The organism is Blastococcus sp. SYSU DS0616, from assembly GCF_054051015.1.
The window spans coordinates 13,671-31,140 of record NZ_JBJHAJ010000023.1 but is presented as its reverse complement, the minus strand read 5'-3'; the positions used below and the strand labels follow the sequence as shown (position 1 = coordinate 31,140).

The 17,470-nt window shown below is 75.3% G+C and carries 14 protein-coding genes and 1 riboswitch; of the genes, 9 read left to right on the top strand and 5 right to left on the bottom strand.

Annotated features, from left to right (window positions below; genetic code table 11):
• Positions 1 to 119 precede the first annotated feature (119 nt).
• Positions 120 to 1,652, top strand: a complete 1,533-nt coding sequence (locus tag ACI79K_RS16095) for a DUF2252 family protein (protein ID WP_456600186.1) — start codon at positions 120 to 122, stop codon at positions 1,650 to 1,652.
• Here the strand turns inward: ACI79K_RS16095 and ACI79K_RS16090 are convergent.
• Positions 1,643 to 2,716 carry a YihY/virulence factor BrkB family protein gene (locus ACI79K_RS16090; RefSeq protein WP_456588283.1) on the bottom strand — a complete coding sequence of 358 codons (1,074 nt, stop codon included), beginning with the start codon at positions 2,714 to 2,716 and terminating at the stop codon, positions 1,643 to 1,645. The two genes, ACI79K_RS16095 and ACI79K_RS16090, sit on opposite strands and share 10 nt — an antisense overlap.
• A gap of 83 nt (positions 2,717 to 2,799) precedes the next feature.
• Between ACI79K_RS16090 and ACI79K_RS16085 the strand changes: the two genes are divergently transcribed.
• From ACI79K_RS16085 to ACI79K_RS16070, 4 genes are all read left to right on the top strand, one after another.
• A complete protein-coding gene (locus ACI79K_RS16085) occupies positions 2,800 to 3,270 on the top strand; it encodes a heme-degrading domain-containing protein (RefSeq protein ID WP_456600185.1) in 471 nt (156 codons plus the stop codon).
• 99 nt (positions 3,271 to 3,369) lie between these two features.
• Positions 3,370 to 3,969, top strand: coding sequence for a TetR/AcrR family transcriptional regulator (locus tag ACI79K_RS16080; RefSeq protein ID WP_456588285.1), 600 nt, complete (start codon positions 3,370 to 3,372; stop codon positions 3,967 to 3,969).
• A gap of 5 nt (positions 3,970 to 3,974) precedes the next feature.
• Positions 3,975 to 6,164 carry an MMPL family transporter gene (locus ACI79K_RS16075; RefSeq protein ID WP_456588286.1) on the top strand — a complete coding sequence of 730 codons (2,190 nt, stop codon included), beginning with the start codon at positions 3,975 to 3,977 and terminating at the stop codon, positions 6,162 to 6,164.
• 216 nt (positions 6,165 to 6,380) lie between these two features.
• On the top strand, positions 6,381 to 8,186 hold the full coding sequence (locus ACI79K_RS16070) for a helicase-related protein (protein WP_456595493.1): 1,806 nt from the start codon (positions 6,381 to 6,383) through the stop codon (positions 8,184 to 8,186).
• Here the strand turns inward: ACI79K_RS16070 and ACI79K_RS16065 are convergent, their stop codons facing one another.
• Positions 8,187 to 9,065: a mechanosensitive ion channel family protein gene (locus ACI79K_RS16065; RefSeq protein WP_456600184.1), complete on the bottom strand. Its 879-nt coding sequence runs from the start codon at positions 9,063 to 9,065 to the stop codon at positions 8,187 to 8,189.
• 210 nt (positions 9,066 to 9,275) lie between these two features.
• Between ACI79K_RS16065 and ACI79K_RS16060 the strand changes: the two genes are divergently transcribed.
• From ACI79K_RS16060 to ACI79K_RS16050, 3 genes are all read left to right on the top strand, one after another.
• A complete protein-coding gene (locus tag ACI79K_RS16060; RefSeq protein WP_456588289.1) occupies positions 9,276 to 9,614 on the top strand; it encodes a WhiB family transcriptional regulator in 339 nt (112 codons plus the stop codon).
• 43 nt (positions 9,615 to 9,657) lie between these two features.
• A complete protein-coding gene (locus ACI79K_RS16055) occupies positions 9,658 to 11,121 on the top strand; it encodes a protein adenylyltransferase SelO (protein WP_456588290.1) in 1,464 nt (487 codons plus the stop codon).
• Positions 11,122 to 11,189: 68 nt separating this feature from the next.
• The gene (locus ACI79K_RS16050) at positions 11,190 to 11,345 is read left to right on the top strand and encodes a hypothetical protein (protein ID WP_456588291.1); all 156 of its coding nucleotides are present in this window, start codon (positions 11,190 to 11,192) and stop codon (positions 11,343 to 11,345) included.
• A 35-nt stretch (positions 11,346 to 11,380) separates the two neighbouring features.
• On the opposite strand, the gene ACI79K_RS16045 is transcribed toward ACI79K_RS16050, so the two are convergent.
• Positions 11,381 to 13,261 carry a protein kinase domain-containing protein gene (locus ACI79K_RS16045; protein WP_456600183.1) on the bottom strand — a complete coding sequence of 627 codons (1,881 nt, stop codon included), beginning with the start codon at positions 13,259 to 13,261 and terminating at the stop codon, positions 11,381 to 11,383.
• 233 nt (positions 13,262 to 13,494) lie between these two features.
• Between ACI79K_RS16045 and ACI79K_RS16040 the strand changes: the two genes are divergently transcribed.
• Positions 13,495 to 14,241, top strand: coding sequence for an SDR family oxidoreductase (locus tag ACI79K_RS16040; protein ID WP_456600182.1), 747 nt, complete (start codon positions 13,495 to 13,497; stop codon positions 14,239 to 14,241).
• A 22-nt stretch (positions 14,242 to 14,263) separates the two neighbouring features.
• On the opposite strand, the gene ACI79K_RS16035 is transcribed toward ACI79K_RS16040, so the two are convergent.
• Positions 14,264 to 15,148, bottom strand: a complete 885-nt coding sequence (locus ACI79K_RS16035; RefSeq protein ID WP_456588294.1) for a hypothetical protein — start codon at positions 15,146 to 15,148, stop codon at positions 14,264 to 14,266.
• A 254-nt stretch (positions 15,149 to 15,402) separates the two neighbouring features.
• Positions 15,403 to 15,550: riboswitch (cyclic di-AMP (ydaO/yuaA leader) on the bottom strand.
• Between the two features lie 168 nt (positions 15,551 to 15,718).
• Positions 15,719 to 17,383 (bottom strand): bifunctional 3'-5' exonuclease/DNA polymerase, encoded by a 1,665-nt coding sequence (locus tag ACI79K_RS16030; protein WP_456600181.1) that lies wholly within the window; start codon positions 17,381 to 17,383, stop codon positions 15,719 to 15,721.
• Between the last annotated feature and the right edge of the window lie 87 nt (positions 17,384 to 17,470).

The window sequence follows — 17,470 nt, the reverse complement described above, 5'->3', positions numbered from 1 at the left end:
ACACCCGCGGAGCCCGGCGCGCCAGGCGGTCCGGCGTCCCCGTCCCGGGACGGGGACGTGGCGGCGGCTGTCACACAACCGTCGTGCCTGGTCGGGGCGCCGACGGGTAGCCGAGGACCATGGACTCCCCCACTCAGCTCAGCACCGCCTCTCGCCACGAACTCCTGCGCCTGGCCCGGGAGCACGGGATCCCCGGCCGCAGCCGGATGGCCAAGGAGCAGTTGGTCGCCGAGCTGCGGCAGCGGGAGCAGCCGGAGCCGCTGCACGAGACCGAGCAGCCCGGCGCGGGCCGGCAGCAGATCAGCTCCCGGGTCGACGCGTTCCGCCGGCTCGCCGAGGCGCGGGCGGCCGGCGAGATGGTGCTGATCCCCCGCATGCTGACCGGCAACGACCGCCGGGTGCACGTGCGGGAGACCGTGCGCGAGGACCACGAGACCCGCATCGCGAACGGGGACCTGGAGGCGCGGGAGAAGTTCGACAAGCTCGCCGGCTCGGTCTTCCACTTCTTCCGCGGCACGAACCTGCTCTTCTACCGGGACCTGGTCGGCGAGGACGCCCGGCTGCCCACGGTGCTCGCGCTCGGTGACGTCCACCCGGGCAACTTCGGCGTGATGCCCAGCTCGGACAACGTGCCGATCTTCGGCGTCAACGACTTCGACGACGCCTACTACGCGCCGTTCACCTGGGACCTCAAGCGGGGCGCCGTCGGCTTCCTGCTGGGCGCGGCCGAGAAGTCCGGCTCCGGCCGGAAGAAGCAGCGGGCCATCGCGGAACGGTTCGTGCGCGGCTACGCGGCCGGAATCGCCTCCTACGCCGCCGACGGCCGGGAGCAGACCGAGCAGCTCCGGCTCGACAACGCGCCGCCCCTGATCCGGCGGCTGATCGCCGGCACGCTGGAGACCAGCCGCGCCGACTGGCTGGCCGGTCTGCTGGACGAGACCCGGAGCGGCTTCCGGACCGACGAGGAACTGGTGCCGGTCAGCAGCCGCCGGCAGGAGTTCCAGGAGCTCGTCGACCGCTACGTGGCCGAGAACGAGGTGGCGGTGCCCGAGCGGGCCGGCGCGGTGCGGGTCAAGGACGTCGCCGAGCGACGCGGCGCCGGCACCGCCTCGCTGGGCCTGACCCGGTACTACGTGCTCGTCGCCGGGGTGCGCGACGACGGGACCGACGACCTCCTCCTGGAATTCAAGCGCGCCCGCCGCTCGGCCCTGTCCGGGCTGGTGCCGCCGTCGGGATACGAGGTGGACGGCGAGGGCGACCGCATCCGGCACGCCCAGCGGGTGCACCTGGTCAGCGGGGACGTCTTCTACGGCAGCGTCGACATCGACGGCCGGAGCTTCATGGTGCGCGAGCGGGCACCGTTCCGCGACGACATCAGCCTCGGCTCGCTCTCGACCGGCGAGTGGAAGCAGTACGCGGAGATCTGCGGCCGGGTGCTGGCGCACACCCACGCGATGTCCGACGAGACCGGCAACGTCGACTACGACGTGGAGCCCGCCATCCTGGACGCGATCGGCAACCGGGACCTGTTCGTCGACGACATCCTGCGGTTCGCCGAGGAGGCGGCCGCCCGGGTGCGCCGGGACCACGAGCACTTCGTCGCCGACCACGCGTTGGGCGCCTTCCGGAGCGTAGACGTCGTCTACCGCTGACCGCGCTCCGGTGCGCGCTCGACGGAGGCCCCCGCGTGGTCCTGCGCGACGTCGCCGGGAAAGCCCTCCGCGTCGGCCGGCCGGGGCCGGGCGCCCTTCCGGAACGAGGCCTCCACGCGCTGGAAGCCCTTGTACCGCTCGCTGCGCGCGTAACCGGTGTAGGCCCGGACGTCGGCCGCGGTGAGCTCCACGTCGTCGGTGAACGGGGTCAGCAGGGAGCGGGGGTAGAGCCGCCGGTGCCGGACGACGTTGATCTCCGCGGCCAGCACGACGACGAGCGCCTGCAGGTAGATCCAGACGACCAGGCCGAGGATCACGCCGAAGACGCCGTAGACGTCGGTGGAGCGCGTCACGTACGTGCCGAAGTAGTAGGTGCCGAGCACGTGCAGCAGCTCCCAGAGGACCGCGGCGACGACGGCACCGACGGCGACGTTCCGCCAGTCCAGCCGGCGGGCGGTGAGCACCTGGTAGACCACCAGGAAGATCCCGACGTTGATCGCCAGGCCCGCCAGCGTGCCCGCGGCCGCCACCACCGGCCCGGGCACCGGCAGCGCGCCGGAGAAGGTCGACACGAAGGCGGTCAGCGCGGTCGACGCCACCGCGGCCAGGCCGAGCGCCACGACGAGCAGCAGGCTGCGCAGCCGGGACAGCAGGGGGTTCGGCTGGGCGAAGCGCGGCACGGCGTAGATGCGGTTGAGGGCCGCCTGGGCCGCCTGCATGACGCCGAGCCCGCCGTACAGGCTGCCGAGGATGCCGATGACCAGCGCCACGCCGCTCCCCCGGAAGGTGCCGATGTTCTCCACCAGCGCGGGGCCCAGCAGCGGGAAGTCCGACAGCGCGGACTCGAGGATCCGCTGCTGGAGCGCGGGGTCGTCCTGCAGGAGGAAGCCCAGCACGGAGGTGAGCATCAGCAGCAGCGGGAACAGCGAGACGACGCCGTAGTAGGTGATCAGCGCGGCGAGGTGCGGGCCGCGGTCGTCGGCGAACTTGTAGGCCACCGCGAGCGGGAAGCCCACCACGCGATGCCGGGCCTGGAACGCGTCGAACCGCGCGACGACCGACATCGGTGCACCCCTCCCTCGTCGGCGGCTACCCACGACCCGCCTGCGCACTCGCGACCGCGGCGGATCCCCCGTAGGAAGAGGGCATGTCCGAGTCCTTCCCCACGCTCGCCGAGCTCGCCGCGGAGGAGGAGCGCCTGCAGCTCACCTCCTTCACCAACGAGGACGCGTGGGTGCTCGGCTGCGCACTGGTGGCCGCCGCGAGGCGCGATGCCGCCCCCGTCGCCGTCGAGATCACCCGCAACGGCCACCGGCTCTTCTCGGTCGCACTGCCCGGGGCGACGCCCGACAACGCCCACTGGATCGAGCGGAAGTCCCGGGTGGTGCACCGGTTCGGGCACAGCTCGCTCTACGTCCGGCAGTCCAGCATCGAGCGCGGCACCACCTTCGAGGCGGAGTTCGGGCTCGACCCACAGCACTACGCCGCGCACGGCGGCGCCTTCCCCCTGCTGGTGCGGGACGTCGGCCCGGTGGGTGTCGTCGCCGTCTCCGGGCTCCCCCAGCTGGACGACCACCGGATGGTCACCGCCGTCCTCGCCGAGCACCCGGGGCGCTGACCCCGGTACCGGTCGTCGCCCGGCCGGCGTGACGGACACCACCGACCGAAGTGGTCGGTACACCTACCGATCCGGTCGGTCGCGCGTAACCTGCATTCCGTGGCGCGACCGTTCCGGCAGCAGGTGGACGAGGGCATCCTCGACCACGCCGCCGCCCTCTTCGCGCGGCGCGGCTTCGCCAAGACGTCGGTCCAGGACGTCGCGGACGCCGTCGGGTTGTCCAAGGCCGGGCTGCTGCACCACTTCCCCAGCAAGGAAGCGCTCCACGCGGCCGTGCTGGCCCAGGCCGGCGCGCTCGGCCAGCGGGTGCTCGACCAGGTGGTCGACCTGCCGCCGGGCCCGGCACGCGACCGGCTGGCGCTGGACGTGCTCGTCGACATCGCGCTGGCCCACCCCGGGTTGGTCGCGCTGCTCCTCGCCCCGCTGACCCAGGGGGGCACCGAGGACGCCGGGCCCGAGGTCGAGACCGCCGTCGCGGCGGCTCTGGAGGCCTTCGGCGTCACCCCCGGCGCGCTCGGGTCCGAACGGGCCATCCGGGTCGTCGGCGCGCTCACCGCGCTGGCCGTGCTCACCCTGACGGCCCGGCAGCACGACGGCACCACCGCGTGGCGGCCCCTCGTCGTCGCCACCTGCTTCGACGCGCTCGGCCACCACGGGGCCGGCGCCGCTCCTCCCGCTACCGACCAGGTGGAGGCCTGATCCCCATGGCTGTCTTGTTGTCCCGGCTCGGCGCGTTCGCGCACCGCCGCCGTCTCCCGGTGATCCTGGTCTGGCTGGTGGTCCTCGTCGCCGGCGGCGCGGGCGCCGCGACCCTCGCCGGCGAGACGACGAGCTCCTTCTCCATCCCCGGGCAGGAGTCGACCAACGCCCTCGAGCGGATCGGCGAGGAGTTCGGCGCCGGCGGTGAGGGCGCGACCGCCCGCGTGGTCGTGCAGGCGCCGGAGGGCGAGACCCTCACGACGCCCGAGAACGCGCCGGTCGTCGGGGAGCTCGTCGCCGAGCTCGCCGAGCTGCCCGGCGTGGTCGACGCCACGAACCCGCTGGACCCGGCGGCGCCGGCGGTCAACCAGCAGCAGAACACCGCCTACAGCACCGTCACCTACGACGCGGCGCCGGGCGAGGTCACCCCCGGGCAGCAGGAGGCGCTGCTCGAGGCGGTCGACGGCGCGCGGGAGGGCGGCTTCACCGTCGAGGTCTCCGGGGAGGCCACCCAGGAGGCGCCGCACGTCGGCGGCCCCGCCGAGGCCATCGGCGTCGTCGTCGCGCTGGTCGTCCTCGCCGTCACCTACGGCTCGCTCGTCCTCGCCGGCCTCAACCTGCTGACCGCCCTCGTGGGCGTCGGCATCGGGGTCCTGGGCATCACCATCGCCACCGGCTTCACCGACCTCTCCTCGACCACCCCGACCCTCGCCGCCATGCTGGGGCTGGCCGTCGGCATCGACTACGCGCTCTTCATCGTCAGCCGCCACCGGCAGGAGCTGCGGGCCGGCGCCGACGTGGGCACCGCGATCGCGACCGCCGTCGGCACCGCCGGCTCCGCGGTGGTGACCGCGGGGCTCACCGTCGTCATCGCGCTGACCGGCCTGGCCGTCGTCGGCATCCCGTTCCTCACGCAGATGGGCGTGGCGGCGGCGCTGACCATCGTCGTCGCCGTCCTGATCGCGCTGACCCTGGTACCGGCCGCGCTGAGCTACCTGGGGTACCGCGCCCTGCCGCGCGCGCAGCGGTCGGCCGCGCAGGAGGGCGCGGGGGGCGTCGCGACCTCGCACCGGCGGGGGCTGCTCGCCGGGTGGGCGGACACCGTGACCCGCCACCGCATCCCCTCGCTGCTCCTCGCGGTCGTCCTGCTGGGCGCGATCGCCGTGCCGTTCTTCTCGATGCAGACCACGCTGGTGCAGACACCCCCGGCCGACAGCACCCAGGCGCGCGCCCAGCAGCTGCTCGCCGACGGTTTCGGCGAGGGCTTCAACGGGCCGATCACCGTGCTGTTCGAGGGCGCCGGGGCCGCGGAGTCCGCCGCGCAGGTCAGCGGCACGATCTCCACGCTCGACGACGTCGCGCTGGTGACGCCGCCGGTGCCGAACGCCGACGGCAGCGCCGCCCTGCTGACCGTCATCCCCGAGTCCGGCCCCACCGACCCGGCGACCGAGCAGCTCGTGGCCGACCTGCGCGCCGAGTTCGCCGACCTCGACGGCGTGCAGGCGTCGGTCACCGGGCAGACGGCGGTCAGCGTGGACGTCGCCCAGAGCCTCGACGAGGCCCTGCCGGTCTACCTCGCCCTCGTGGTGGGCCTGGCACTGGTGCTCCTCGTGCTGGTGTTCCGCTCGCTGCTGGTGCCGCTGGTCGGCGTGCTCGGCTTCGTGCTGACCATCGGCGCCTCGCTCGGCGCCACCGTGGCGGTGTTCCAGTGGGGCTGGCTCGCCGCCGCGGTCAACCTCGACACCACCGGGCCGCTGATCAGCCTCACGCCGATCCTGGTGATCGGCATCCTGTTCGGGCTGGCGATGGACTACCAGATCTTCCTGGTGTCCCGGATGCACGAGGCGCACGCCCACGGCGTGGCACCCCTGCAGGCGATCCGCACCGGGTTCCGCCAGGCCGCGCCGGTCGTCGTCGCCGCCGCACTGATCATGTTCTCGGTCTTCGCCGGGTTCGTGCCGGCGGGCGAGGCGACCATCAAGTCGATCGCCTTCGCCCTGGCCGCGGGCATCCTGTTCGACGCCTTCGTCGTCCGCATGGTGCTCGTCCCCGCGGCGCTGGCGCTGCTGGGCGAGCGGGCCTGGTGGCTGCCGCGGTGGCTGCGCTGGCTGCCGGTGCTCGACGTCGAGGGCTCAGCGCTGGAGAAGTCGGCGCCTCCGCAGGACCGGGAGTCGGTCGGCGCAGCCCCGCGCTGAGCCCATCGCTCCGGTCCTCGAACGGCCCGCCTGCACCGCAGGCGGGCCGTTCCCCGTCCGGGCCCTCCGTCGCGGCGGCGACCGCCGGTGCCGCCTCCTCGCCACGCCACTGGTCGACCCCCGGGCATGGATCGGTGACCGTGGGTGTTGGGTGTGGATGACGGTGCGCCTCCGTGAGGCACACGACCCAGACTTTTCACACACGAAGGACCACGTTTGCCTGACACCCACGCCCAGCCCGCCACCGTGCGCCGCCGGGAACGCTCCGCCGGCCGCCAGGCCGCGGCGCGCGAGACCGACCGAGCGGCCGCCCGCGAGGAGAAGCGCGCCCAGCAGAGCTGGGTCGAGGGAGCCGCGCCCGAGCTGCCGGCCCGCGCGACCCGCCCCGAGAACGTCGTCTTCCACCTCGGCCCGACCAACTCGGGCAAGACCTACGAGTCCCTGCAGGCGCTGGCCGCCACCGGCTCCGGCGTCTACGCCGCCCCGCTGCGCCAGCTCGCCCACGAGGCCTACGCCAAGCTCTCGGCCCAGCTGCCCGAGGGCACCGTGGGCCTGTCGACGGGCGAGGAGGAGATCGACCCGTTCGCGCCCATCGTCTGCTGCACGGTGGAGAAGGCGCCCGACCGCGGCGAGATGCTGGTGCTCGACGAGGCCCACTGGGTCACCGACCCCGACCGCGGCCACCACTGGGCGCGGCTCCTGCTCACCGGCGAGTACCGCGAGATGCACCTGATCTCCGCTGCCGAGGCCTACCTGGTGCTCAAGCCGCTGGTCTCCGACGCCGAGCACGTCGAGGTCGTCAACCACAAGCGGCTCTCCCGGCTGGACGTGCTCCGCGCGCCGGTGCGACCGGCGAACGTGCGCCCGCAGACCCTCGTCGTCGCGTTCTCCCGCAAGGCCGTCTACGCCGTCGCCGCGGAGCTCGACCAGCACCGGCCCGGCAAGGTGGGCGTCCTCTACGGCGCGCTCCCGCCGGCCACCCGACGGGAGGTCATCGAGCGGTTCACCAGCGGCGAGCTCGACGTGCTCGTCACCACCGACGTCATCGGCCACGGCATCAACGTGCCGGCCACGACCGTGCTGTTCGCCGAGACGACCAAGTTCGACGGCCAGGAGATGCGGCCGCTGCGCACCTGGGAGGCCGCCCAGATCGCCGGGCGGGCCGGGCGCTACGGCCTGACCGGCCACGGCGCCGTCGGCATCCTCATCGGGGTGAGCGGGCTCAAGCCGATCGCCTCGCTGGTCGGCGCCGGAGCCGCCGTGGCCCGCGGCGACGAGATGAGCGACCTGCCCAAGCGCGCGCCCCGGCTGCGGCCCGAGCTCGAGGACCTCGGCGCCTTCGAGGCGGTCGACCTCCCGGAGGCACTGACCCGGTGGATGGCCTGGGCGCGGGCGGCGACCCGCGACGAGGCGATGACCGCCGACGACGTCACCAGCCTCGTCCTGCGGGTACACGCCCTGCTGCCGCTCCTGCGCGGTCCGCTGGGCGCGGCCGGCGACCTGACCACCGTCTGGCGGCTGGTCAACCTCGCCATCGACTACAACCCGCCGCGCCGCACCCGCTGGCTGGTGCTCGCCAAGGCGGCGCTGCAGCACGCCGTGGGGCTGCCCGTCCCGCCCGAGACCGTGCTGCCGGACGTCCCCCGCGGCGGCACCGTCGAGGAGTACGAGCAGGCCGCCGCGGCTGCCCGGGACGCCCAGACCCTGCTCCGCCAGTTCCCCGGCGTCGCCGGCCTGGACAGCGAGGACGCCGCGTGGGTCGAGGAGGAGTGCGCCGAGATGATCACCGAGCTGCTCCCCGACGCCATCGCGCTGGGCCGGTCCGGGAAGTGCGTGGAGTGCGGCAGCGCGATCGCGCCGTGGTTCACCACCTGCCGGCCCTGCAGCGCCCCCGCGGGTCGCGGCGGCGGCGAGCGGGACCGCCGGCCGAGCACGGGCGGCCGCCGGACCGCCGGTCGCGCGGCCGGCCGCACGCTCGGCGGGCGACAGGGCGGTCCCCGGGGCAGGTCTCGCCGGAGCTGATCAGCCGGGCCGCCCGCCCCCCTCCCCCGCCGGCTGCTCCGCCCCGGTGCCCTCGGGGAACCACAGCACCCGCTGCGGGAAGGGGATGGAGATCCCGGCCGCGTCCAGCGCCGCCTTCAGCGAGATGGCGACGGCGCTGCGCACCCGCCAGCGGCTCGCGATGTCGGCCGGGTGCCAGTAGCGCACGGCGACGTTGATCGAGGAGTCCGCGAACTCCTCCACCCAGACCTCGGGCGGCGGGCTGGCCTGCACCTCGTCGGTGTCGCGGCACGCCCGCAGCAGCACCTGCCGGGCCCGCTCCAGGTCGGCGTCGTAGGGCAGCCCCACGGTGAGCGAGGTGCGGCTCACCGGCGTCTGGGTGTAGTTGATGATCGGGTTCTTCAGCACCTCGGCGTTGGGCAGGTACACGACCAGACCGTCGTAGGTGCGCAGGACCGTCGTCCGCAGGTTGACGTCGTCGACCACGCCCTCGTGGTCACCGCTGCCGATCTGGTCGCCCACGCGGAAGGGGTGCCGGACCTGGAGGAGCACCCCGGCGATGAAGTTCTGCAGGATGTCCTGGGCGGCGAAGGCGATCGCGATACCGCCCACGCCCAGCGCCCCCAGCAGCGGTCCGATCTGCACGCCGATGAGGCCCAGCGCGTAGACGGCCCCCGCCGCGGCGATCAGGACGCTCGCGAACCGGCCGACCACGCGGCCGATGTGACGATCGCCCTCGCGGTCGATCGCGCGGACCAGCACCCGGCGGACGACGGCGGCCAGGGCGATGCCGAGGACCAGCGCCAGCAGGGCCGCGGTGGCCTCCTGCCACGTGATCGCGTCCGTGACGAGCTCGTCCTCGGCCGCCAGGAGTGGGATCAGGGCATGCTGTCCGGCCACCCCCGGAGGCTAGGCAGCGCCCGCGTATCCCGCTGCGCGACACGGGTCGGCGACGGCGACAGGACACAACTGGCCAAACGGACGAGACGGTTTCGTACGGATTCTGCCAGTGCCGACGCGACACCTCCTCCGTAACGTCACAGGTAGCAAGCAGGCCGTACCGGTCCGTCACCGCGCCTGCCACCGGCCACCGTTCGAGGAGCTTCCCCCGTGTCTTCCTTCTCCCGCCCCGTCCTCACCCTGGTCCCCGGCTCCGCCACCGAGCACCTCGCGCCGATCGACGACGCCCCGGCCTGGCCGGTCCTGCCGGCGGCCGACGACGCGTGGCGGCTCGACGCGCTCTGCGCCGAGACCGACCCGGAGGCGTTCTTCCCCGAGAAGGGCGGGTCGACGCGGGACGCCAAGCGCGTCTGCACCGGCTGCCCGGTGCGGGCCGAGTGCCTGGAGTTCGCGCTCGCCAACGACGAGCGGTTCGGCATCTGGGGCGGCCTCTCCGAGCGGGAGCGCCGCCGGGTGCGCCTGCAGCGCCGCGACACCATCAGCGCCTGATCGTCCCCGGCCGCCCGCCGGTGATCCTCGTACCCTCGGAGGGGTGACCTCCGCGCCGGTACGCACCGTTGCCCTGGACGACCGCTTCGCACGGGACTTCCCGGAACTGGCGGTCCCCTGGCGGGCCGAGGAGGCTCCCGACCCGCGGCTGCTGGTGCTCAACGAGCCGCTCGCCGCGGAGCTGGGTCTGGACGCCGCATCGCTGCGCAGCGCCGAGGGCGTGCGCCTGCTGGTCGGCAACCTGGTCCCCGACGGCGCCACGCCGGTGGCGCAGGGCTACGCCGGGCACCAGTTCGGCGGGTTCACCCCCCGCCTGGGCGACGGACGCGCACTCCTGCTCGGTGAGCTCACCGGCCCCGACGGAGCGCTGCGCGACCTGCACCTGAAGGGCTCCGGCCGCACGCCGTTCGCCCGCGGCGGCGACGGCCTGGCCGCGGTGGGCCCGATGCTGCGCGAGTACGTGGTCAGCGAGGCGATGCACGCCCTCGGCATCCCGACGACGCGCGCCCTGGCCGTGGTGGCGACGGGCCGCCCGGTGCGCCGCGAGACCCTGCTGCCCGGCGCCGTGCTCGCCCGCGTCGCGAGCAGCCACCTGCGGGTGGGCAGCTTCCAGTACGCCACCGTCCTGGGCGACGTCGAGCTGCTGCGCCGCCTCGCCGACCACGCCATCGACCGTCACCACCCCGACGCGGCCGGCGCCGAGCACCCGCACCTCGCCCTGTTCGACGCGGTGGTCGCCGCCCAGGCCGAGCTGGTCGCCCAGTGGATGCTGGTCGGCTTCGTGCACGGCGTGATGAACACCGACAACACGACCATCTCGGGCGAGACCATCGACTACGGCCCGTGCGCCTTCCTCGACGCCTACGACCCGGCCACCGTCTACAGCTCCATCGACCACAGCGGGCGCTACGCCTACGGCAACCAGCCCGCGGCCGCCCAGTGGAACCTGGCCCGGCTGGCCGAGGCGCTGCTGCCGCTGCTGTCCGACGACCAGGACCGGGCCGTCGCCCTCGCCGTCGAGTCGCTGGGCCGCTTCGCCCCGCTGTACCAGACCGCCTGGACCGCCGGGATGCGCGCCAAGCTGGGCCTGCCCGACGACGTCGAGGACACCGTCGTGCGGCCGTTGGCCGAGGAGCTGCTGGCCTTGCTCGCCCGGGACCACGTCGACCTCACGGCGTTCTTCCGCGGGCTGGGGTCGGCGGCGCGGGGGGACGTCGAGCGCGTCCGGCTGCTGTTCCTCGACCTGGCCGGCATCGACGACTGGCTGGGGCGCTGGCGGGCGCTCGCCCCCGACGCCGCGGCCATGGACGGCGTAAACCCGGCGTACATCCCGCGCAACCACCTCGTCGAGGAGGCCCTGGACGCGGCGACCGACGGCGACCTGGCGCCGCTGGAGCGGCTCCTGTCCGTGGTGACCGCCCCCTTCGACGAGCGGCCGGGGCTGGAGCGCTACGCGGAGCCCGCCCCGCAGGACTTCGGCGCCTACCGCACCTTCTGCGGGACCTGAGCACGGGACCGGAACCGCCGGCCCCGTCGCGACGGGTTCACCCCGGCCGCGCCGGGTAGTCGCGATCCGTGCCACGAGAGATGGACCCCCGGGACCCGGACACCCTGTACGCCGAGGGGCCGGTGGCCCCCGAGCCTCCCGACGACGACGTCCCCGACACCTCTCCCCTGCCCGACTCCGGCGGCACCGGTCCCGGGCCGGACGACCTCGACCGGCTGCTCTGACGGCCGGCCGACCGGCCGGTGCCGGTGCCGGTCAGTCAGATCCGGGCGGCGGGCGCCACCTCGTCGCCGGCCGGCTCCGTCGCCGTGGCGGGAGCGTCGTCGTCCTCGTCCTCCGGGGCGGCGGTCTGCTCACCGGCGTCCCCGTCGTCCTCCGGCGGGGTGGTGGACTCGGTGTCCCCGTCGTCCTCCGGCGGGGTGCTGGGCTCGGTGTCCCCGTCGTCCTCCGGCGGGGTGCTGGGCTCGGCGTCCCCGTCGTCCTCCGGCGGGGTGCTGGGCTCGGCGTCCCCGTCGTCCTCCGGCGGGGTGCTGGGCTCGGCGTCCCCGTCGTCCTCCGGCGGGGTGATCGGCTCGGTCGTGCCCCCGTCACCGTCGGGCGGGCTGCTCGGCCCGGCGATGACCTCCCCGTCCTGCGGCGGGGTGCTCGGGCCGGCGGCATCCCCGGCGGGGGGCGTCGTGGGCGTGCCCGTCGCCGGATCCGCGCTCTCCTCCGCCGGGCCGCGGGTCGACGCGCCGCTCGGCACCGGCTCCTCGGCGACCGGCACCTCCGGGGCAGGTGCCACGGGCTGGGGGCGTCCCACCGGGATGGCACCCCCACCGGTCGACGGCGCCACCTCCGGAACCGTCACACCCGGCCGGACAGCGACACCGAGACGCACCTCGTCGCCGGGGAGCAGCATGCCGGCGGCCGGCTCGAGGCGGGTCACCGTGCCCGGGGCCTGCTCCGCGGTCGCGTCCTCCTCCTGCCGCACCGTCAGCCCGAGCGCGCCGAGTTCAGCGGCCACCTCGGCGGCCGGGCGGCCGAGGTACTCCGCCGGCGCCAGCACGACGCCCGCGGCTGCCGAGGGGGTCGAGACGGCGCCGGCGGACCGGCCGGCGCCCGCGTCCCCACCGGGATCCGGGATGATCCACAGGGCGCCGCCCCCGAGCAGGAGGAACGCCGCCAGCGGCGTCGCGACGGCCAGGGCCGGACGGCGGCCGGCCCTCCCGGGCGCCGCCCGGGTGCCCCGGGACGGGGGGCGCGCCGCCCGCACCGGGCGCGTGACCAGCGGCCGGCGACCCGGTGCGGTCCCCGCCGGTCGGTGGATCGCCTCCTCGATGGCCGACAGGAAGGCGCCGCCGTCCCGCGGCCGCTGCGCCGGGTCCTTGACCAGGGCGGCGTCGATCAGGGCGCGCACGCCGGGCGGCAGCTCGGCGGGAAGGGGCTCGGGGTGCTCCTGCACCTGCTTGAGCGCGACCGTGACCGGGTTGTCGCCGTCGAAGGCGGCCTGGCCGGCCAGCGACTCGTAGCCGACCAGACCGAGGGCGTAGACGTCGCTCGCCGGGCTGACGTGCTCGCCCCGGGCCTGTTCGGGCGACATGTACTGGGCGGTGCCGACCACCTGCCCGGTGCCCGTGATCGGCGCGCTCCCCGCCGACCACGAGATCCCGAAATCGGTCAGCTTCACCGTGCCGTCCCGGCCGAGCAGGATGTTGGCCGGCTTGACGTCACGGTGGACCACGCCGGCCCGATGGGCCTCGGCCAGCCCGGCCGCCGCCTGCCGCAGCAGCGAGAGCGCGGCGGCGGTGTCCAGCGATCCCACCTCGGCCAGCCGGGCCGACAGCGGAGGCCCCTCCACGAGCTCCATCACCAGGTAGGCCAGCCGCTCGCCGGTGTCCTCGGCGGTCGTCTCCCCGTAGTCGAGGACCGCGGCGATGTTGGGGTGGCTCAACGCCGCCGCGTGCCGGGCCTCGGAGCGGAAGCGCGCCACGAACTCCGGGTCGTCGGCGTACTCGCTGCGCAGCACCTTGACCGCCACGGACCGGTGGAGCTGCAGGTCGCGCGCCCGCCAGACCTCACCCATCCCGCCGACGGCGATGAGCTGCTGCAGCTGGTAGCGGCCGTCCAGGCACCGTCGGCTGGTTCCGGCCGTGGTCACTCCCGAGTCCCCTCGTGTCGGTGCCGAGAGGGCGCCTCCGCGCTCCCCCGTACTCGTACGTCCTGCAGGTGTGCCCGCCCGGAGGGGGTCTGAACCCCGGCGGAGCCGACGAGGTGGAACCCGGCCGGCCCCACGCGCCGCCGCGGTGCCGGCCGCGGATCCGCCTGCGGGCTCTCGTACCGTGCGTGCCGGCCGGCCGCAGCGGCTTGCCGCACCGATCGACAGGAGCACCCATGAACACCGGCGTCGTCCTCATCACCGGCGCGAGTTCCGGCCTGGGCGAGGAGATGGCCCGGCAGTTCGCCGCCCGCGGCCACGACCTGGCGCTCTGCGCCCGGCGCACCGATCGGCTGGACGCCCTCGCAGCGGAGATCCGCTCGGCCACCGGCCGGCGGGTGGAGACCGCGGCGCTCGACGTCACCGACGCCCAGGCCGTGCCCACGGTCTTCACCGCGTTCGCCGCGGCGTTCGGCTCGATCGACCGGGTGGTCGTGAACGCCGGCCTCGGCAAGGGCGCGCCCCTGGGCACCGGCCGGGCCGAGGCCAACCGCGAGACGGCGATGACGAACTTCGTCGGCGCGCTGGCGCAGACCGAGGCGGCGCTGGAGATCTTCCGCCGCCAGGGCCGCGGGCACCTCGTGCTGATCTCCTCGATGTCGGCGCTGCGCGGCATGCGCCGGTCGATGACCACCTACGCCGCCACCAAGGCCGGGGTCGCGTCCCTCGCCGAGGGGCTGCGGGCCGAGCGGATCCCCGGCCTGGACGTGTCGGTGATCTACCCCGGCTACATCCGGTCGGAGATGAACCAGCACGTGCAGCAGCGGACCCGGTTCATGGTGGACACCCCGACGGGCGTCCACGCCATGGTGACCGCCATCGAGGCCCGGCGGGCCACGGCCTACGTCCCCGCGTGGCCGTGGGTGCCCATCGGGCTGGCCATGCGGGTGCTGCCGCTGTCCGTGGTCCGCCGGCTCACCTAAGCACGGCCGCGGGACGGCGGGATCAGTTGTAGTTCACGTGCACGTGGTCGAAGTGGTTGGCCGTCGCGCTGCCCCGGTTCTCCATCGCCTGCCACGAGCCGCCGGGGGACGAGAGCATCCGCTGCTGCCAGATCAGGTAGTCCACGCCCAGCTCGGCCCAGTGGGCGCGGTGGTAGGCGACGATCGCGTCCCCGAGGGCGGCGTCGGACATCACCATGTAGTCCAGCGCCAGGCCCGAGGGGTGCCCGCCCGGGTCGGCGGCGCTGGCCCGGGTGCCGCCGAGGGTGATCCCCGCGGCGCCGGGCACGTTGCTGACCACCGCGTCGGCCGCGGCCTGGGTCTGCGGCTTCACGCTGCCCGCGGTGTTGGAGATGCGGGCGACCGCCGTGGCCGCCACCGAGGCGGCGGTGGTGGCGGCGGCCCGGGCCTCCTGCGTGGGCGTCGCCGCGGCGGGGGCCGCGGCCGCCCGCTCGGCGGCTGCGGCCTCCTCCGCTGCCTTCTCCTCGGCAGCCTTCGCCTCGGCCTCGGCGCGGGCGGTGGCCTCCGCCTCGGCCTTCTGCCGGTCGAGCTCGGCCTGGTCGGCCGCGGCCTGGGCCTGCTGGGCCGCGACCTGCTCGGCCTCGCGGCTGCTGCGGCTGGCCGCCAGGTCCTGCAGCGGGGCGAGGTCCTCGGCGACGTCGACCGGGCCGGAGCGGGAGGTGAGCCCGAGCTCCTGGGCGACGCTCACCGACTGCGAGGTGCCGGCCTCGGCCTGGGCGCCCGGGTCCACGCCGACGAGGGTGTTGACCAGGAGGGCACCGGCGGCGGCGACCCCGAGGTAGAACGCCGGACGGCGGAGGCCCGAGGGCGGGCGACGGCGGAGGGCGAGCGGGCCACGACGGCCCGAGGTGGTGGTGCGGGGATCCATGGGTTCGGGGTGCTCCGTTGGTGCGGCGGGGTCGGCCGGGCGAGGCGGACCGCGAGGGATGCGGGCTGCGGACCGGCGCCGGGTCGCGGGGCCACCGGGCACCGGCGGCTCGGCCGGCGGTCATCGCTGGTGGGGGCGACCGGCGGGACGCCGGGTGCGCGTGCGGTCAGGTCCGGGGACGCACCGGGGGGCGGCGGTGCCGGCGGGCGCGGGGTGGTGCGGCGGTGCAGGGGCGCGCCATGCGGCGGCTCTCCGTTTCTTCCGTCGTGCCGCCTACCGGGTTAGCTGACGGATTCGGACGGGAAGCAGCCCTACCCGCACCGGGACGTGCCCGGTGCGCGATTCACCCCAGAACTTCGGTGGGTCCCCGGCTCGCCCGCAGCTCGAAGGCGGCGGGCGACTCGGCGGCGCCCGGCAGACCCTCCCCGGATGGGGAGAGAACGATCGGCCGGGCTCCGCCACGGTAACCGTCGTTATGCAGTCGTGACAATGCGGGAGCGGTCACTTCCGCAGATCGTGACGCGTGTCGCGCCACCGTGCCGGCCCCGTCGGTGGTGTACGGCAGTCCGTTCAGCCGGCGTCGGCCCAGGACCGGACGACGGCGACGTCCAGCGGGAAGTCCACCGGGAAGGCGCCGAACAGCAGCCGCCCGGCCGTGGTGGCCGCGGCGCGCACCGCCTCGACCACGTCGTCGGCCAGGTGCTCGGGGGTGTGCACGACCACCTCGTCGTGGAGGAAGAACGCGAGGTGCGCCCGGGTCCCCAGCGGCCCGTCGCCGCCCAGCCGCCAGAGCCGGTTGCGGAGGTCGGCCAGCCAGCACAGCGCCCACTCCGCTCCGGTGCCCTGGACGACGAAGTTGCGGGTGAACCGACCCCAGGCGCGGCGGGCGCGGTCGCGGTCCTCCCGGGAACCGGCCTGCTCCGCGGCCTCGCCGAGCCCGTCCGCCCGCTGCGCCCACGCGCCGCTGGGCGACGGCGACCCCCGGCCCAGCAGCGTGTGCACCACCTCGCCGCGTTCGCCGGCCCGGGCGGACTCCTCGACCAGGCCGATGGCGCGCGGGTAGCGGCGGGCGAGCCGGGGCATCATGCGACCGCTCTCCCCGCGGGTGCCGCCGTACATGGCCCCGAGGATGCCCAGCTTGGCCTCCGCCCGGGTCGCCACCGCGCCACCGGCGACCATGCCCGCGTAGAGGTCCGAGGCCCGCGCCGCCTCGGCCATCGCGGTGTCCGCGCTCATCCCGGCGAGCACCCGGGGCTCCAGCTGGGCCACGTCGGCGACGACGAATCGCCAGCCGTCGTCCGCGACCGCCGCCGGGCGGATCAGCGTGGGCACCGAGAGTGCACCCCCGCCGTTGGACGCCCACCGACCCGTGACCACCCCACCCGGCAGGAAGGCCGAGCGGAACCGCCCTCCCTGCACCCAGGCCTCCAGCCAGCTCCAGCCGTTGGCCGTGAGCAGCCGCATCAGCTTCTTGTACTCGAGCAGCGGGGGGACGCACGGGTGCTCGAGCTGCTCGAGGGTCCACGAGCGGGTGTCGGCCACCGGGAGGCCGGCCTGCTGGAGTGCCCGCAGCAGCTCGGCCGGCGAATCGGGGTTGAGCGACGGGGTCCCCAGCGCCGCGCGGATCTCGCCCAGCAGCCGCTCGAGCACCGCGGGGCGCCCACCGGTTCCCGGGCGCGGGCCGAGCAGGTCGGTGAGCAGGCGCTCGTGCACGTCCGCCCGCCACGGCAGGCCGGTGTGCGTCATCTCGGCGGCCACCAGGGCGCCGGCGGACTCCGCCGCGAGCAGCAGCGCGAGCCGGTCGCCGTGCGGTGAGGCGGCCAGGGCCGCCTGCTGGCGCCGCTGCTCGGCCAGGGGGTCGAGCCGGTCCGCCGGGTCGGCCAGCGGGAAGAGGGCGGACTCCGCCGGCTGGCCGGGCTGCAGCACGTCCCACCCAGGGGTGTCGTCCCCGGCGAGCAGCTCCTGGGCCGCGAACGGGGACCGCCGCAGGATCGCGTGGCCGAGCCGCAGGTCGGTGCAGCGCTCGACGCGGACTCCCGCCGCCAGCAGCGCGGGGTACCAGCGGGTGGTGTCGTCCCACACCCAGCGGACGGGTGCGGCAGCGGCCTCCCGCTGTGCCACGACGGCGGGCAGCCCCCCGGCCGCGACGCGGGTGACCGACCCCGTCGACCCGTCGTCGACGAGCTCCGTCATCTCCACCGCGGACTCGCGGCGCCGGAGCAGGATCCGCTGCACGCCCGCAGTGTCGCCGACGGAGCCGACCGATCCGCCGGACGGCCCCGACGCATGTCCCCGGTGCGGGATCGCGCGAGGACGGCGGCC